We start from the raw sequence: 16,278 nt of genomic DNA on the forward strand, positions 1-16,278 counted from the left end.
TTGGCGCGCCTGGCCCGAGAATGAGCGGCAAGGCTCGACAGCAACCTTCGGGCATAGCACCATTCCAAAACGATCCGCCCCTGCTGATTGCGGGGGCGGCAGAGCGCCACTAGAATAACGCCTTATAACATCTGCGCCGCTTATAACCTGAAGGCCATGATGTCGCCGAGACGACACATGGTGGGCGCCTGGACCACGACCTACGAGAGAGACGCCAATCCGCGTCAGGAGACCTGCATGGCATTCATCGTCACCGAGAACTGCATTCGCTGCAAATACACCGACTGCGTGGAAGTCTGCCCGGTGGATTGCTTCTACGAAGGCCCGAACTTCCTGGTGATCAACCCGGATGAGTGCATTGACTGCGCGCTGTGTGAGCCGGAATGCCCCGCCGAAGCCATCTTCTCCGAAGATGAAGTGCCGGAGAACCAGAAGGAATTCATCGAGCTGAATGCCGATCTGGCCGAAGTCTGGCCGAACATCAGCGAGAAGAAGGACGCCATGGAAGACGCCGAGAAGTGGGATGGTGTCGATGGCAAGCTTGAGTATCTGGAGCAGTAAGCCCCTCAAGCAAACCGCATCTCACGTGGCAAGTGGCTTGCCCGCCCTGACCGGGCAAGCCCGGCTCTCACGACAGAAACGGCAGCGATTCCCTCGGGAGCCGCTGCCGTTTCGGTATCTGATGCCGGAAGTCGGTGCCTGAAGTCGGAGACTCAAGCTCATGTCAGGAGCTCAGCCCCCTGACATCCGGGCATAAAAAAGGGCGACCCCGTAAGGTCGCCCGCTCCAAGCGTGTCCCTGTCGATCCATCCTGGATCGCACTCCTGAGTGCTGTCCCTGCCCTTCACGACATCCTGTCATTCGGGGCGCACCGTCACGCGTGGCGGGCATTGCAGCACTGCTCGCGCAGCTGTCCCACCGCAATGCCCGTTAGTGCAGATATTTGCCTGTCCTGCTGTCCTGCCCATGCATTGCCCGGCGTCCTGCCTGTACCGCTCCCTGCCTGTGCAGCTGACAGCCTCACGACATTCCTTGTCCGACCATCCTTGTCGTGGCTTCCTGCCACTTGATGCTGACGCTGTCTGCCCCATCATTCCTGACGCGGATGATGTCCCGTCATCCGTCACTTCCTGTGAAGGGCAAGCTTCCTGACTGCATATCAGAGCCTGAGGCTCTTCGACACTCCGTGTCGTTATCGTGCTTCCTGCCTGTGTGGCGCTTCCCATCGCCGACGGATCATCCTGATCCTGACACACTCCGGTGTCATGCCCGCTATCCTTGCTTCCCTGGCATCTCTCGCCTGACTCCTTCAAGCGAAGATATGCAGCTCTCTGCTACCGACGTCCATGTCAGGTCCTTTTCCGCCGAGCGTCCTGCTCAGCGGGGCGAAACGTCCTGTCTCGCCATCAAGTCTTTTCTGATCATCCCGTTGGCATCCTGCCGAGACTGCGGTGTCCCGCCGCACCCTCACGTCCATGCAGCCATTCTGGGCAGCATTCGCCGGCGAGGCAACTAGCCAAACCGCTTAACCCGCTATACCTGAACAGGCCGTCAAAGAAAATATATTGATTAGAATCAAATAGATATTGAAGAACATACGTTCATATCCGCAGGCAACTCGCAGCCAGTGTCTCGATTGTCCTGCGGGATTTGTAAGAGATGGCTTACACGAAATCAGTGCCTGAAAGCGGCCTGTTTCCTGCATCCCCCCCATACGCACTCAATCATCGCCTGCAATGCACAACGGGGCCGCGCCAGAAGGCACGACCCCGTTGCAAGTTACCTCTGCGATGCTGGGCGCTGAGCCCTCACATCAGAGGCGATTACTGACCCTTGATCTCTTTCAGGCCGTTGTAAGCCACATCACCCAGCTGCTGCTCGATCACCAGCAGACGGTTGTACTTGGCGACACGGTCAGAGCGGCACAGAGAGCCGGTCTTGATCTGGCCAGCACAGGTACCGACGGCGAGGTCGGCGATGGTGGTGTCTTCGGTCTCGCCACTGCGGTGGGAGATGACCGCGGTGAAGCCGGCGGCCTGCGCCATCTTGATCGCATCCAGGGTCTCGGACAGCGAGCCGATCTGGTTGAACTTGATCAGGATGGAGTTGCCGATGCCTTCATCGATACCACGGCTCAGGATGCGCGTGTTGGTGACGAACAGGTCGTCGCCGACCAGCTGCACCTTGTCGCCCAGCTCGTCGGTCAGCATCTTCCAGCCTTCCCAGTCGGACTCGTCCATGCCGTCTTCGATGGAGACGATCGGATATTCCGCGGCCAGGCCAGCCAGATAGTCGACGAAACCACGTGCGTCGAAGCTCTTGCCTTCGCCGGACAGGTTGTACTGACCGTCCTTGTAGAACTCGGAAGACGCGCAATCCAGCGCCAGGGTCACATCGGTGCCCAGGGTGTAGCCTGCATCGCTGACGGCCTGCTTGATGACGGCCAGTGCTTCGGAGTTGGACGCCAGGTTCGGTGCAAAGCCACCTTCATCACCCACGGAGGTGCTCAGCTCGCGACCCTGCAGCACCTTCTTCAGCGCGTGGAAGATCTCGGCGCCGGTGCGCAGTGCTTCACGGAAGGTCGGCGCGCCGACCGGCTGGACCATGAACTCCTGGATGTCGACGTTGTTGTCGGCATGCTCACCGCCGTTGATGATGTTCATCATCGGCACCGGCATGGAGTACTGGCCCGGCTGGCCGTAGAGCTCAGCGATGTGAGCGTAGAGCTCGATGCCCTTGGCCTGCGCTGCCGCCTTGGCAGCCGCCAGAGAGACGGCAAGAATCGCGTTGGCACCCAGCGATTCCTTGTTCTCGGTACCGTCCAGCGCCAGCATGGCATCGTCCAGCGCGCGCTGGTCGAGTGCATCCATGCCCACGAGGCGCTCGCGGATCGCGCCATTGACGGCTTCGACTGCCTTCAGCACGCCCTTGCCCAGATAACGGCTCTTGTCGCCATCACGCAATTCCAGCGCTTCACGCGAACCGGTGGAGGCACCGGAAGGAGCGCAGGCACTGGCGCGTTGGCCACCTTCCAGCACGACCTCGGCCTGTACGGTCGGGTTACCACGGGAATCGAGCACCTCAAGGGCGCGGATTTCGACGATATTGGCCATCTTGTGTCGTCCTCTACACGGGGGATTGAAACACCACGACGGGCATCTTGCCCATAGTGCAAAAAGGCCGCTCACACAGGGGTGAACGGCCAGTAGTCCTGCTCAACGAATGTCCAGCGGCGCGAAGCCCTTGACCAGCGCATCCAGCGATTGCAGCTGGCGCAGGAAGGGTTCGAGCTGGTCCAGCGGCAAGGCGCAGGGGCCGTCACACTTGGCGTTGTCCGGGTCCGGATGCGCTTCGAGGAACAGACCCGCCAGCCCCAATGCGACACCGGAGCGTGCCAGATCGAAGACCTGCTCACGACGACCGCCAGCGGAATCGGCTCGCCCGCCCGGGCGCTGCAGCGAGTGGGTGACATCGAACAATACCGGCAGGCCGCTATCCTTCATCTCGGCCATGCCGAGCATGTCGACCACCAGGTTGTTGTAACCGAAGCTGGAGCCACGCTCGCACAGCAGAATCCGGTCATTGCCCGCTTCACCGCACTTGGCGACGATATGGCGCATCTCGTGCGGCGCGAGGAACTGCGGCTTCTTGACGTTGATGACGGCGCCAGTGCGCGCCATGGCCACGACCAGGTCCGTCTGCCGCGCCAGGAAGGCCGGCAGCTGGATGACATCGGCCACTTCCGCCACGGCCGCCGCCTGATGTGGCTCATGCACGTCCGTGATGATCGGCACACCGAAGCGCGACTTGATCTCGGCCAGAATCTCGAGCCCCTTCTCCATCCCGGGACCGCGGTAGGAGTGCATGGAGCTGCGATTGGCCTTGTCGAAGCTGGCCTTGAAGACGTACGGCATGCCCAGGCGTGACGTCACTTCGACGTACTGCTCGGCGACTTCCAGCGCCAGCTCCCGCGATTCGAGCACGTTCATGCCACCGAAAAGCGTCATCGGACGATCGTTGGCGACTTGCAGACCCGCAAAATCGATCACGCGTTGTTCGTTGCTCATCTCTGCACCGTCCATCAAATCGTTGTCCATCGGCAGTCTGCCTGAGGATGCTCTGGCGAACATCAAGACATGCAACCACCGCGGAGAAGACCTACGGGCGCCACCCGAGGTGGCGCCCGCTCAACACCCTATCACTCGCCGCGAGTACGCGCCGCCTTGTGATTGAGCGCGGCATTCACGAAGCCGGTGAACAGCGGATGGCCATCACGCGGCGTGGAGGTGAATTCCGGGTGGAACTGACATGCCACGAACCACGGGTGATCCGGCAGCTCGACCATCTCGACCAGCGAGTTGTCGACGCTGCGTCCGGAGAAGATCAGGCCCGCTTCTTCCAGGGCCGGCACGAACTGGTCGTTGACCTCATAGCGGTGACGGTGACGCTCGACGATCTCATCGCTGCCATAGGCCTGATGCGCCTTGGAGCCGTTGAGCAGGCTGCAGGCCTGGCCGCCGAGACGCATGGTGCCGCCCAGATCAGACGCCGCGTCGCGGGTCTCGATCTTGCCTTCCGGCGTCAGCCACTCGGTGATCAGACCGACCACCGGGTGCTGGGTGTCATGGGTGAACTCGGTGGAGTTGGCATCGCTCCAGCCTGCCACGTTACGCGCGAACTCGATGACGGCAACCTGCATGCCCAGGCAGATGCCCAGATACGGCACCTTGTTCTCACGCGCGAAGCGTGCAGTGGCGATCTTGCCTTCCACGCCACGCTCGCCGAAGCCGCCCGGCACCAGCACAGCGTCCTTGCCGATCAGACGGTCGGTGCCGTTGCGCTCGATCTCCTCGGAGTCGATGAAGTCGACGTTGACCTTCACACGCCCCTGGATACCGGCGTGAATCAGCGCCTCGTTCAGCGACTTGTAGGCGTCGAGCAGCTCCATGTACTTGCCGACCATCGCGATGTTGATGGTCTTGAGCGGATTGAGCTTGGCGTCGAGCACCGCGACCCACTCGGACATGTCGGCCTCTTTGGCCTCCAGGCGGAACTTGTCGCAGACGATCTCATCGAGGCCGGCTTCGTGGAGCATCAACGGAATGCGATAGATGGTGTCGGCATCCTGCAGGGAGACGACGGCACGCTCTTCGACGTTGGTGAACAGCGAGATCTTGCGACGCTCGCTTTCCTCGATCTCGACTTCGCTGCGGCAGATCAGGATATCCGGCTGGATACCGATGGAACGCAGCTCCTTGACGCTGTGCTGGGTCGGCTTGGTCTTGGTCTCGCCGGCCGTCTTGATGTACGGCACCAGCGTCAGGTGCATGAAGAGCGCACGCTCGCCACCCAGCTGCGCACGCAGCTGACGGATGGACTCCAGGAACGGCAGCGACTCGATGTCACCCACGGTACCGCCGATCTCGACCAGTGCGACGTCATAGCCTTCACCGCCGGCGATCACGCGACGCTTGATCTCGTCGGTGATGTGCGGGATGACCTGCACCGTTCCGCCGAGGTAGTCACCGCGGCGCTCCTTGCGCAGCACGTGCTCGTAGACGCGACCGGTGGTGAAGTTGTTGCCCTGGGTCATGCGCGAGCGGATGAAACGCTCGTAGTGACCGAGGTCGAGGTCGGTTTCCGCGCCATCTTCGGTGACAAAGACTTCGCCGTGCTGGAACGGGCTCATGGTGCCCGGATCGACGTTGATGTACGGATCCAGCTTGAGGATGGTGACCTTGAGGCCACGGGCCTCGAGAATAGCCGCCAGCGAAGCGGATGCGATGCCCTTGCCAAGCGAGGACACAACGCCACCCGTCACGAAGATAAATCGTGTCATGGAAACCTGCCGAAAACGTGAGCTGTAGGAGAGATCCGGGGGAACGGATCAGGATGGGTCGCCAGTCTAGCGGAAAGGCTGCTCCGGCTCAATTTGAATGCCACCACCTGCCCATCTCGCGTCGCCATCCGATGCACCCGCCATAACGCATCAGACCCGCCGTGGCGGGCCTGATGCGTGACGTCACATGACCTTTACACTTCCAGGAAATCAAGAATCCCTTCAGCGGCACGGCGACCTTCATCGATGGCGGTCACCACCAGATCGGAGCCGCGCACCATGTCACCGCCAGCGAACACCTTGGCGTTGGTGGTCTGGAAGGCATGACGCTCGGCGCTGGTCGCGATGCGGCCACGCTCATCGACGGCGATGTCGAAGTCGGCGAACCACGGCGCAGGGCTTGCCTGGAAGCCGAAGGCCACGACCACGGCATCCGCCGGCAGAATCTCTTCAGAGCCCGGCACCACTTCCGGACGCTGACGACCATTGGCATCCGGCTCACCCAGACGGGTGCGCACGACCTTGACGCCTTCGACCTTGCCATCGCCGACCACTGCCACCGGCTGACGGTTGAAGAGGAAATCGACGCCTTCTTCGCGGGCATTGGTCACCTCACGACGTGAGCCCGGCATGTTGGCCTCGTCACGACGGTAGGCGCAGGTCACGCTTTCCGCGCCCTGGCGGATGGAGGTGCGGTTGCAGTCCATCGCGGTATCACCGCCGCCGAGCACCACGACCTTCTTGCCTTCCATGGAGACGTAATCCGCCGGGTCCTTCTCGAAGCCCAGGCAGTGATTGACGTTGGCGATCAGGAAGTCGAGCGCCTTGTGCACGCCCGGCAGATCCTCGCCCGGGAAGCCGCCACTCATGGCGTTGTAGGTACCCATGCCCAGGAAGACGGCATCGTATTCCTCGAGCAGCGCATCGAAGGTCACATCACGCCCCACCTCGACGTTGAGACGGAACTCCATGCCCATCTCTTCGAAGATCTCGCGGCGACGCGTCATCACGCCCTTCTCGAGCTTGAACTCCGGGATACCGAAGGTCAGCAGACCGCCGATTTCCGGATGGCGATCATAGATCACCGGACGCACGCCATTGCGCACCAGGATATCGGCGGCACCGAGACCCGCCGGGCCTGCACCGATGATGGCGACGCGATTGTCGGTCCAGCTGACCTTGGACATGTCGGGGCGCCAGCCCATCGCGAAGGCGGTGTCGGTGATGTACTTCTCCACCGAGCCGATGGTGACGGCACCGAAGCCGTCATTCAGGGTGCAGTCGCCCTCGCAGAGACGGTCCTGCGGGCAGACGCGACCACAGACTTCTGGCAGCGAGTTGGTCTGGTGCGAAAGCTCGGCGGCCTCGAGAATGTTGCCCTCGGAGACCAGCTTCAGCCAGTTGGGAATGTAGTTGTGTACCGGGCACTTCCACTCACAGTAGGGGTTGCCACAGCCCAGGCAGCGATGTGCCTGGCTGGCGGCTTCTACCGGCTTGAACTCGGCATAGATCTCGTTGAACTCACGTGCGCGCACGCGAGCATCTTTCTTCTGCGGGTCCTGACGACCCACATCGATGAACTGGAAGTCGTTGGCGAGCTGATTGGCCATGATGAATCCTCCTTCAAAATCCGGGCACCGTCGCGGTGCGGGCCCTCACCCGAGGCATGCTGGGGTGAGGGATGCGATCACTCCGGCTGACGCCGTGACTGGTCCAGCAGGCCGTTGAGGCTTGCCGCCTTCGGCTTGACCAACCAGAAGTGACGCACGAAGTCAGGGAAATCACGCAGGATGTCGCGCCCGCGCTCGGAGCCGGTCTCGGCCACATATTCCTCGATGACTTCGCGCAGATGGCGACGATAGGCCTCCATGGCTTCGGTATTGATGCGGTGGATTTCCACCAGCTCGTGGTTGTACTTGTCGACGAAGTCGCGATTCTCGTCTAGCACGTAGGCGAAGCCGCCGGTCATGCCCGCACCGAAGTTGACGCCTGTCTCGCCCAGCACGCACACCAGACCACCGGTCATGTACTCACAGCAGTGGTCACCCGCGCCTTCGATCACGGCGTGCGCACCGGAGTTGCGCACCCCGAAGCGCTCGCCGGCAGTACCCGCGGCATACAGCCGTCCGCCGGTCGCCCCGTACAGGCAGGTGTTGCCGATGATGGCGGTCTTGTGGCTCTCGAAGCGCGAACCACGCGGCGGCACGATGGTCAGCTTGCCGCCGTTCATGCCCTTGCCGACATAGTCGTTGGCGTCGCCTTCCAGATGCATCTCGAGCCCGTGCGCGTTCCAAACACCGAAGCTCTGGCCTGCCACACCGGTCAGGCTGACCTTGAGCGGCGAGCCTGCCAGCCCGGCCTCGCCATAGCGCTTGGCGATTTCACCCGAGACACGCGCGCCCACCGAGCGATCACAGTTGGTGACATGGAAGCTGAACTCGCCACCGCTGCGGCTGTCGATCGCCGACTCCATCGCGGCCAGCATCTCGAGGTTCTTGGCGCCGGGATCATGCGGCTCGTTGCGGCTGACCTGGCAGAACTGCGGCGCGTCCTTGGGCACGAAGTCATTGCCCAGCAACGGCGTGAGGTCGAGACGACGCTGCGCGTTGGTCTCGCCTTCCAGCACTTCGAGCAGATCGGTACGACCGATCAGGTCGGTGATCTGACGCACGCCCAGCAGTGCCATCAGCTCGCGCACTTCCTCGGCGATGAAGCGGAAGTAGTGCTTGACCATCTCGACGGTGCCGCGAAAATGCTCGTCACGCAGCGCCTGGTGCTGGGTCGCGACACCGGTGGCACAGTTGTTCAGGTGACAGATACGCAGGTACTTGCAGCCCAGCGCGACCATCGGCGCGGTGCCGAAGCCGAAGCTCTCGGCGCCCAGGATCGCGGCCTTGACCACGTCCAGGCCGGTCTTGAGGCCACCATCCGTCTGCAGACGGATCTTGTGACGCAGCTGGTTGATGCGCAGCGCCTGATGCACCTCGGGCAGCCCCAGTTCCCACGGGGAACCGGCGTGCTTGATCGAGGTGATCGGGCTGGCCGCGGTGCCGCCGTCATAGCCGGAGACGGTGATCAGGTCGGCGTACGCCTTGGCGACACCGGTGGCGATGGTGCCGATCCCCGGCTCGGAGACCAGCTTGACCGAGACCTGCGCCGACGGATTGACCTGCTTGAGATCGAAGATCAGCTGCGCCAGATCCTCGATGGAATAGATATCGTGGTGCGGCGGCGGCGAGATCAGTGTCACCCCCGGCACGGCGTAGCGCAGGCGTGCAATCAGGTCGTTGACCTTGCCGCCCGGCAGCTGACCGCCCTCACCGGGCTTGGCGCCCTGTGCGACCTTGATCTGCAGTACCTCGGCATTGACCAGGTACGCCGGTGTGACACCGAAGCGACCGGAGGCGATCTGCTTGATCTTGGAGGAGCGCACGGTGCCGTAACGCGCCGGGTCCTCACCACCCTCACCGGAGTTGGAGCGCCCACCGGCCTCGTTCATGGCCTGGGCCAGCGCTTCATGTGCCTCGGGAGACAGTGCACCAAGCGACATGCCGGCGCTGTCGAAGCGTGGCAGCAGGGACTCGACGGACTCGACTTCCTCGATCGGCAGCGGCTCGGCGACCGGCTTGAGGGTCAGCAGGTCACGAATGGTCGCCACCGGACGCTCGTTGACCAGGCGCGCGAATTCCTTCCACTTGCCGTAGTCACCCTGCTGCACGGCCTGCTGCAGCTTCACCACCACATCCGGGTTGTAGGCGTGGTATTCGCCACCATGCACGTACTTGACCAGTCCGCCCTGCTTGATGCGCTTGCGCGGCAGCCAGGCTTCACGGGCCAGCAGCTCCTGCTGGAACTGCAGCTCGGCAAAGCCGGCGCCTTCGATGCGCGAGGCCATGCCGGTGAAGCACATGTCCATGACTTCACTGTTGAGACCGACCGCCTCGAACAGCTGCGAGCCACGGTAGGAGCCGATGTGCGAGATGCCCATCTTGGACAGGATCTTGTAGAGGCCCTTCTGCATGCCCTTGCGATAGTTCTCGCGGGCATCAGCAGGGTTGCCGGACAGCTCGCCGGTGCGATGCATGTCAGCCATCACCTGATAGGCAAGGTACGGGTAGACCGCCGTGGCGCCGACCCCGAACAGCACTGCCATCTGGTGCGCATCACGCGCATAGCCGGTCTCGATCACCAGGTTGACGCGCGGACGCAGGGCCAGCGCACCGAGGTGATGATGGATGGCGCCAGTCGCCAGTGCGGCGTGGATCGGCAGCTGCCCCTTCTTCAAGCCACAGTCGCTGAGTACCAGGATCACCTTGCCATTGCGCGCCGCTTCCTCGGCCTGCTGACAGAGGGCCTTGAGCGCCTGCTTGAGGGAGTCCTGCGCCGGATCGTAGTGCAGCTTGAGCGTCTGCGAGGTGAAGGCCGGATCTTCGTGATTGACCAGCGCATTGAACTTGCGCGGTGACAGCACCGGCGTGGTCAGGATCAGGCGATGCGCGTGCTCCGGTGTCGCGTCGAAGATGTTGAGCTCGGCGCCACAGCAAGTCTCCAGCGACATCACGATCGCTTCGCGCAGCGGATCGATCGGCGGATTGGTGACCTGGGCAAACTTCTGACGGAAGTAGTCGGTCAGTACGCGGTTCTGGCGCGACAGCACGGCCATCGGCGTGTCATCACCCATGGAGCCGACCGCCTCCTGACCGCTCTCGGCCAGCGGGCGCAGCAGCTGATCGCGCTCCTCGAAGCTGACCTGGAACATCTTCTGGTAGACGTCCAGCTGATCGGCATCCATCGGCTGGAAACGCGCCAGCTCGGTCAGTGCAGACTCGAGATAGTTGGCGTTCTCACGCAGCCAGCGCTTGTAGGGATGCGCGCCCTTGAGGCGCTCACTGACCTGATCGGTGTGCAGCACTTCACCGGTCTCGGTATCGACGCCCAGCACCTGACCCGGTCCGACGCGCCCCTTGGCGACGACATCTTCCGGCTTGTAATCGTAGGTGCCGATCTCGGAGGCCAGGGTGATGAAACCATTGCGCGTGATGACCCAACGCGCCGGACGCAGGCCGTTGCGGTCCAGCATGCACACGGCGTGGCGACCGTCGGTGAGCACGATGCCCGCCGGGCCGTCCCAGGCCTCCATGTGCATGGAGTTGTATTCGTAGAAGGCACGCAGATCGGAGTCCATCTGCTCGACGTTCTGCCACGCCGGCGGCACCATCATGCGGATGGCGCGATAGATATCCATGCCACCGGTCAGCAGGACTTCCAGCATGTTGTCCATGCTGGAGGAGTCGGAGCCGACAGTGTTGACGATCTCGTCCAGCTCGGCGATCTCGGGCAGCTGCTCGGAGACGAAGTTCTCCTTGCGTGCGTTGGCCCAGCCGCGGTTGGCCTCGATGGTGTTGATCTCGCCGTTGTGGGCGAGGAAGCGGAACGGCTGGGCCAGCGGCCAGCGCGGCGCGGTGTTGGTCGAGAAGCGCTGGTGGAAGACACAGATCGCGGTCTCGAGGCGCGGGTCGCCCAGGTCCTTGTAGAAGCGCGGAAGGTCTTCCGGCATCACCAGGCCCTTGAAGGAGATGACCTTGCCGGAAAGCGAGCAGACGTAGAAGTCCTCTTCACTCTTCAGCGCCTGCTCGGCATAGCGACGCGCCATGAACAGATCGACATTGAAGGCGATGTCAGTGCGCTCGTCGGCGGCGCCGACGAAGACCTGACGGATGCGCGGCAGGCAGTCGCGGGCCATCGGGCCGCACACGCTGTCATCTACCGGCATGTCGCGCCAGCCCAGCACCTCGAGATTGCGCGCGCTCAGCGCCGACTCGAAGGCGTCACGCGCGGACTGTTCACGCGCGTCATCATCGGGCAGGAAAAGCGTGCCGACGGCATAGCGAGCGCCCAGTTCCAGCCCGAGGGTTTCTCGAGCGATCTGGCGCATGAAGCCGTCAGGCATCTTGAGCAGCAGGCCACAGCCATCGCCGGTCTTGCCGTCAGCGGCAATCCCGCCACGGTGGGTCATGCAGGTCAGGGATTCAATGGCGGTCTGCAGCAGTTCGTGGCTCGCCTGCCCTTCCATATGGGCGATCAGACCGAAGCCGCAGTTGTCGCGGAACTCTCCCGGATGGTGGAGACCTTTGTTCATGGGGCGTGCCTCACGGAGAAATCATGTGTCCAGATGCTTTTTTTCAAGCATTTTCCCGGTTATAGTTATCGGTTATCTTTATTTTTATACCTGCCGATAGTGGCGCCATCAGTGTCGCTACACGACGCCAGATTTCCCTCGAGCATATCCCCCAGCTTCCCGCCTGCGCAATTCTCCACAGGTCGCCCATCGACCAAAAAAACCTGACAAAACCGAAGGTTAGAAGAACCTTCAACCAAAAAACCCTGTAGGCTCAAGCGCTTAGCGGGTAGACATGCCTCATGAATTTCGCCTTGCAACTTTAGTATTGGTTAAATAAAAAACAGCGTTTTTATTCGATTTACCCCATACCGATTACGCATACGGCATACCAATTCAGGAATCACGCTCCGCCAATGACTCCGTCACGGCGCGCTGACACCCGCCAAAAAAAAGCCGCCACCCAGAGGGTGACGGCTTGCGTGGTCGTGCAGCGCCCATGAACCAGCCGTTGGCTGGCCGGGATGTCAGCGAGAGCTGCGTGGCCAGTGCTCCAGCATGTCGGCCAGCACACCGGCTGGCGCCTCTTCGGTAATCACCGCTCGGCCGATGCGCTCAAGCAGGATCAGACGCAGACGGCCATCGACATTCTTCTTGTCTAGCTGCATGTGCTTGAGGAAGTCTTCGACGCCCATATCCTCCGGAGCCGCCAGCGGCAGACCCGCCTTGGCGATGATGTGCGAGACACGGTCCACATCCGCACTCGACAGCCAGCCCATGCGCGCCGAAAGCTCAGCCGCCATCAGCATGCCGGTGCCGACGGCTTCGCCGTGCAGCCAGACGCCATAGCCCTGGCCCGTCTCGATGGCATGCCCGAAGGTGTGCCCCAGATTGAGCAGCGCACGCACGCCCTGCTCGGTCTCGTCCTGCGCCACGACATCCGCCTTGATGGCACAGCTGCGGCGAATGGCTTCACCGAGCAGGGTCTCGTCCAGCGCCATCAAGGCTGTCATGTTGTCTTCCAGCCAGCTCAGGAAGCTTTCATCCCACAGCAGACCATACTTGATGACCTCGGCCATGCCCGCTGACAGCTCACGCTGCGGCAATGTCTTGAGGCTTGCGGTATCGATCAGCACCAGACGCGGCTGCCAGAAGGCGCCCAGCATGTTCTTGCCGCGCGGATGGTTGACGCCGGTCTTGCCGCCCACCGAGGAATCCACCTGCGACAGCAGCGTGGTCGGCACCTGGATGAAGGCTGCGCCCCGCTGATAGCAGGCCGCCGCGAAGCCGGTCATGTCACCGATCACACCGCCACCGAGGGCGATCAAGGTGCAGCGGCGATTGAAGCCGGCCTCGAGCAGGGCATCCCAGATCAGACCGATACTGGCCATGTGCTTGGTCTGCTCACCGTCGTCGAGGATGACCTCGCGGATATCGAGCCCCTCGCCCAACGAGGCCTTCAGTGCGTCCAGATACAGCGGCGCCACCACGGTGTTGGTGACGATCATCACCTGACGCCCCGCAAGGTGCTCACGAATCAGATCACCACGTGCGGTCAGGCCCGGCCCGATATGAATGGGGTAACTACGCTCGCCGAGCGCGACATCAAGACGATGAGCAGGTGCCAGGGACATCAGAATTCTCCTTGGGCGAAACAGATGACAGCGACTGATGCCCGCCAGGGCCACCAGCCGCTGATGAGACTAGCCAGGGGCGTGCAACGGGTCCGCCAGCGCCTTGATGCGGCGACGGATCTCGTTGGTGACCGCCCGAGGGCTGCGCCGATCGGTACGCACGATGATATCGGCCGTCTCGCGGTAGAGCGGGTCACGCAGCTCGAACAGGCGCTTGAGCACCCGCCCGGGGTCATCCTGCTGCAACAGCGGACGATTGCGATCACGGCCGGCTCGCTTGAGCTGCTGTTCGACAGGCGCGTAGAGATACACGACAGTGCCGCGTTCGCGCAGTACGCGCCGATTGGCCTCCGCCATGATGGCGCCGCCACCGGTGGCCATCACGACTTCCCTGAGCGAGGTCAGCTCATCGATGACAGCCTGCTCACGTTCACGAAAGCCGGACTCGCCCTCGACGTCGAAAATCCACGGAATGCTGGCTCCGCAGCGGTCTTCAATCACATGGTCGCTATCGCAAAATTCACGATGCAAGTCGGCCGCCAGCAGGCGGCCGATAGTGCTCTTGCCGGCCCCCATGGGGCCGACAAGGAATACGTTGGGAATCACATGCATCAGCGCACCGCCAGGCCGTCCTCGATGATCTTCGGGGTAATGAATACCAGCAATTCTACCTTCTCGTTGGACTCTTCGGTATAGCGGAACAGATTCCCGATCACCGGCAGGTCCCCGAGGAAGGGCGTCTTGAAGACGCTGCGAATCTGCTCGGAGGTCAGAATGCCGCCCAGCACCACGGTTTCGCCATCATTGACCAGCACCTGCGTCTCGATCTCATTGGTATCGATGGCCGGTTCGCCATTGAAGCTGTCATCGGAGACATCGTCATTGTTGATCAACAGATCCATGATGATGCGATTGTCAGGCGTGATCTGCGGCGTCACTTCCAATGCCAGCACCGCTTCCTTGAACTCGATGTTGGTCGCACCGCTGGAGGTCGCCTCCTCGTAGGGAATTTCCTGACCCTGCTTGATGACGGCCTTCTTCTGGTTGGCGGTGATGATCTTGGGCTGGGAGATGGTCTGGCTCTTGCCTTCGCTTTCCAGCGCCGAGAGCTCCAGGTCCAGCAGGATATCGCCGGACAGGTAACCGAAGCTGAAGGTGCTGCCCGGATCACTGTCATCGCCGAGATTGACACTCAGGCCGCCATCACTGGTCGTACCGGTCGACGCGCCTTCCAGGCCGAACTTGCCGTTGCTGCTGTTGGAAAGCCCCCAATTGACACCGATCTCGCTGGAGACACTGCTACGCGCGATGACGATGCGCGCCTCGATCTGCACCTGACGCACCGGGATATCGAGATATTCCAGCGTGCCGCGAATGGACTCGAGCGTATCGCGGGTATCCTGGATCAGCATGGTGTTGGTGCGCTCATCGACCATCACGCGGCCCCGCTCGGACAGCAGACCGATGCCGCCTTCACCGCGCAGCAACGCCGCCAGGTCCGCCGCCTTGGCATAACGCACCTGGATGTATTCGGTGGTCATCGGCGCCAGCTCCTTGACCTGCTGGTTCGCCTCGAGCTCCTTGCGCTCCAGTGCCGCCAGCTCTTCCGCCGGCGCGACCATCAGCACGTTGCCCATGCGACGACTGGCCAGACCGTTGGACTTGAGCACCAGATCCAGCGCCTGATCCCAGGGCACTTCCTTCAGGTTCAGGGTCACGTTGCCGGTGACGTTGTCACTGGCGACCAGATTGAGCCCCGTGAAGTCAGCGATGATCTGCAGCACGGAGCGCACTTCGATGTTCTGGAAGTTGAGCGAGATCTTCTTGCCGGTGTAGGGGAACTTGTCCTTGATGCGCTCCGCCTGCTCTTCACGCGTCAGCGGCTTGACCTCGAGCACCAGCTCGTTGCCTGCCTGGGTGGCCAGCTGGGTGTAGTAGCCACTGGCGTCCACCACCATGCGCACGCCATCACGGGTACGCTGCGGATCGATACGCGTCACCGGCGTGGCGAAATCGCCGACATCCAGCACCTGATTCATCTCCGGCGGCAGCTTCACGCCCTTGATGTCGACGTAGATCTTGCGCCCACGCTCGGTGACGCGTGACTCGACATTGGAGCGGTTGAAGTTGATCACGACGCGACCTTCACCGTCCGTGCCACGACGGAAATCGATGCCACTGACGGCCGGCTCGCTGGCCACTTCCAGGGCACGATTGTCCGGCGGCACGTTGGCGGCGTTCGCCTGGGAAGCAGCCGCAGGCTGAGCGCCCGGCGCTCCGCCCTGCTCGCCGATGATGACGTAGAGGCTGTTGCCCTCGGTACGCGTGACGTACGGCTTGGACTGGTTGAGCTTCATGACCAGACGCGTGCGCGAGCCGGCCTCCAGCGCCACCAGTTCGTCCACGCCGCTGAGCCCCAGATCGAAGCGACGCTTGTCGAGCTGACTGCTGGTATCCAGGAGGTCGATGGTGATGCGCGGCGGCGTCTCGATACGGTAGCCCTTGACCTCCGGCACTCCGCCGACGAAGTCGAGCTTGAGCTCCATACGGTCGCCCCCGAGGGCGGTGAAGTTGAGGTCCTGCAGCGACGACGCAGCCATCGCCACATTCGCCATCAGGCTACCGACTGCCGCCAGCCCCAGCAGACTCATTCGTTGCAATCGCGTCATGTTCCCTAGTCCCCTGTC

General features: G+C 62.3%; 9 protein-coding genes. 1 reads left to right on the forward strand and 8 read right to left on the reverse strand.

Annotated elements, in window-relative coordinates:
• Positions 1-237: 237 nt before the first annotated feature.
• Positions 238-561, forward strand: coding sequence for a ferredoxin FdxA (fdxA, locus tag QD356_RS15235; protein ID WP_043333067.1), 324 nt, complete (start codon positions 238-240; stop codon positions 559-561).
• A gap of 1,262 nt (positions 562-1,823) precedes the next feature.
• Here the strand turns inward: fdxA and eno are convergent.
• The 8 genes from eno to QD356_RS15275 all read right to left on the reverse strand — a co-directional run bounded on the left by eno (position 1,824) and on the right by QD356_RS15275 (position 16,260).
• Positions 1,824-3,113 carry a phosphopyruvate hydratase gene (eno, locus tag QD356_RS15240; protein WP_043332946.1) on the reverse strand — a complete coding sequence of 430 codons (1,290 nt, stop codon included), beginning with the start codon at positions 3,111-3,113 and terminating at the stop codon, positions 1,824-1,826.
• A gap of 102 nt (positions 3,114-3,215) precedes the next feature.
• A complete protein-coding gene (gene kdsA / locus QD356_RS15245; RefSeq protein WP_192839151.1) occupies positions 3,216-4,067 on the reverse strand; it encodes a 3-deoxy-8-phosphooctulonate synthase in 852 nt (283 codons plus the stop codon).
• A 131-nt stretch (positions 4,068-4,198) separates the two neighbouring features.
• Positions 4,199-5,839, reverse strand: coding sequence for a CTP synthase (locus tag QD356_RS15250; RefSeq protein WP_043332948.1), 1,641 nt, complete (start codon positions 5,837-5,839; stop codon positions 4,199-4,201).
• 194 nt (positions 5,840-6,033) lie between these two features.
• On the reverse strand, positions 6,034-7,449 hold the full coding sequence (locus QD356_RS15255; RefSeq protein WP_192839152.1) for an FAD-dependent oxidoreductase: 1,416 nt from the start codon (positions 7,447-7,449) through the stop codon (positions 6,034-6,036).
• A 77-nt stretch (positions 7,450-7,526) separates the two neighbouring features.
• On the reverse strand, positions 7,527-11,978 hold the full coding sequence (gltB, locus tag QD356_RS15260) for a glutamate synthase large subunit (RefSeq protein ID WP_192839153.1): 4,452 nt from the start codon (positions 11,976-11,978) through the stop codon (positions 7,527-7,529).
• A gap of 506 nt (positions 11,979-12,484) precedes the next feature.
• The gene (gene aroB / locus QD356_RS15265) at positions 12,485-13,591 is read right to left on the reverse strand and encodes a 3-dehydroquinate synthase (protein WP_192839154.1); all 1,107 of its coding nucleotides are present in this window, start codon (positions 13,589-13,591) and stop codon (positions 12,485-12,487) included.
• Between the two features lie 69 nt (positions 13,592-13,660).
• Positions 13,661-14,203 carry a shikimate kinase AroK gene (aroK, locus tag QD356_RS15270; RefSeq protein WP_054556506.1) on the reverse strand — a complete coding sequence of 181 codons (543 nt, stop codon included), beginning with the start codon at positions 14,201-14,203 and terminating at the stop codon, positions 13,661-13,663.
• Positions 14,203-16,260, reverse strand: a complete 2,058-nt coding sequence (locus QD356_RS15275; protein WP_107335935.1) for a type IV pilus secretin PilQ family protein — start codon at positions 16,258-16,260, stop codon at positions 14,203-14,205. The genes aroK and QD356_RS15275 overlap by 1 nt, the downstream gene beginning before the upstream one ends.
• Positions 16,261-16,278 lie beyond the last annotated feature (18 nt).

This window comes from Cobetia sp. 2AS, from assembly GCF_029846355.1.
Taxonomy (GTDB): domain Bacteria; phylum Pseudomonadota; class Gammaproteobacteria; order Pseudomonadales; family Halomonadaceae; genus Cobetia; species Cobetia amphilecti.

Excerpts from the sequence above, each read along its gene's own strand:
- fdxA (WP_043333067.1), top strand. The coding sequence starts at position 238 with ATGGCATTCATCGTCACCGAGAACTGCATTCGCTGCAAATACACCGAC.
- eno (WP_043332946.1), bottom strand. The coding sequence starts at position 3,113 with ATGGCCAATATCGTCGAAATCCGCGCCCTTGAGGTGCTCGATTCCCGT.
- kdsA (WP_192839151.1), bottom strand. The coding sequence starts at position 4,067 with ATGAGCAACGAACAACGCGTGATCGATTTTGCGGGTCTGCAAGTCGCC.
- QD356_RS15250 (WP_043332948.1), bottom strand. The coding sequence starts at position 5,839 with ATGACACGATTTATCTTCGTGACGGGTGGCGTTGTGTCCTCGCTTGGC.
- QD356_RS15255 (WP_192839152.1), bottom strand. The coding sequence starts at position 7,449 with ATGGCCAATCAGCTCGCCAACGACTTCCAGTTCATCGATGTGGGTCGT.
- gltB (WP_192839153.1), bottom strand. The coding sequence starts at position 11,978 with ATGAACAAAGGTCTCCACCATCCGGGAGAGTTCCGCGACAACTGCGGC.
- aroB (WP_192839154.1), bottom strand. The coding sequence starts at position 13,591 with ATGTCCCTGGCACCTGCTCATCGTCTTGATGTCGCGCTCGGCGAGCGT.
- aroK (WP_054556506.1), bottom strand. The coding sequence starts at position 14,203 with ATGCATGTGATTCCCAACGTATTCCTTGTCGGCCCCATGGGGGCCGGC.
- QD356_RS15275 (WP_107335935.1), bottom strand. The coding sequence starts at position 16,260 with ATGACGCGATTGCAACGAATGAGTCTGCTGGGGCTGGCGGCAGTCGGT.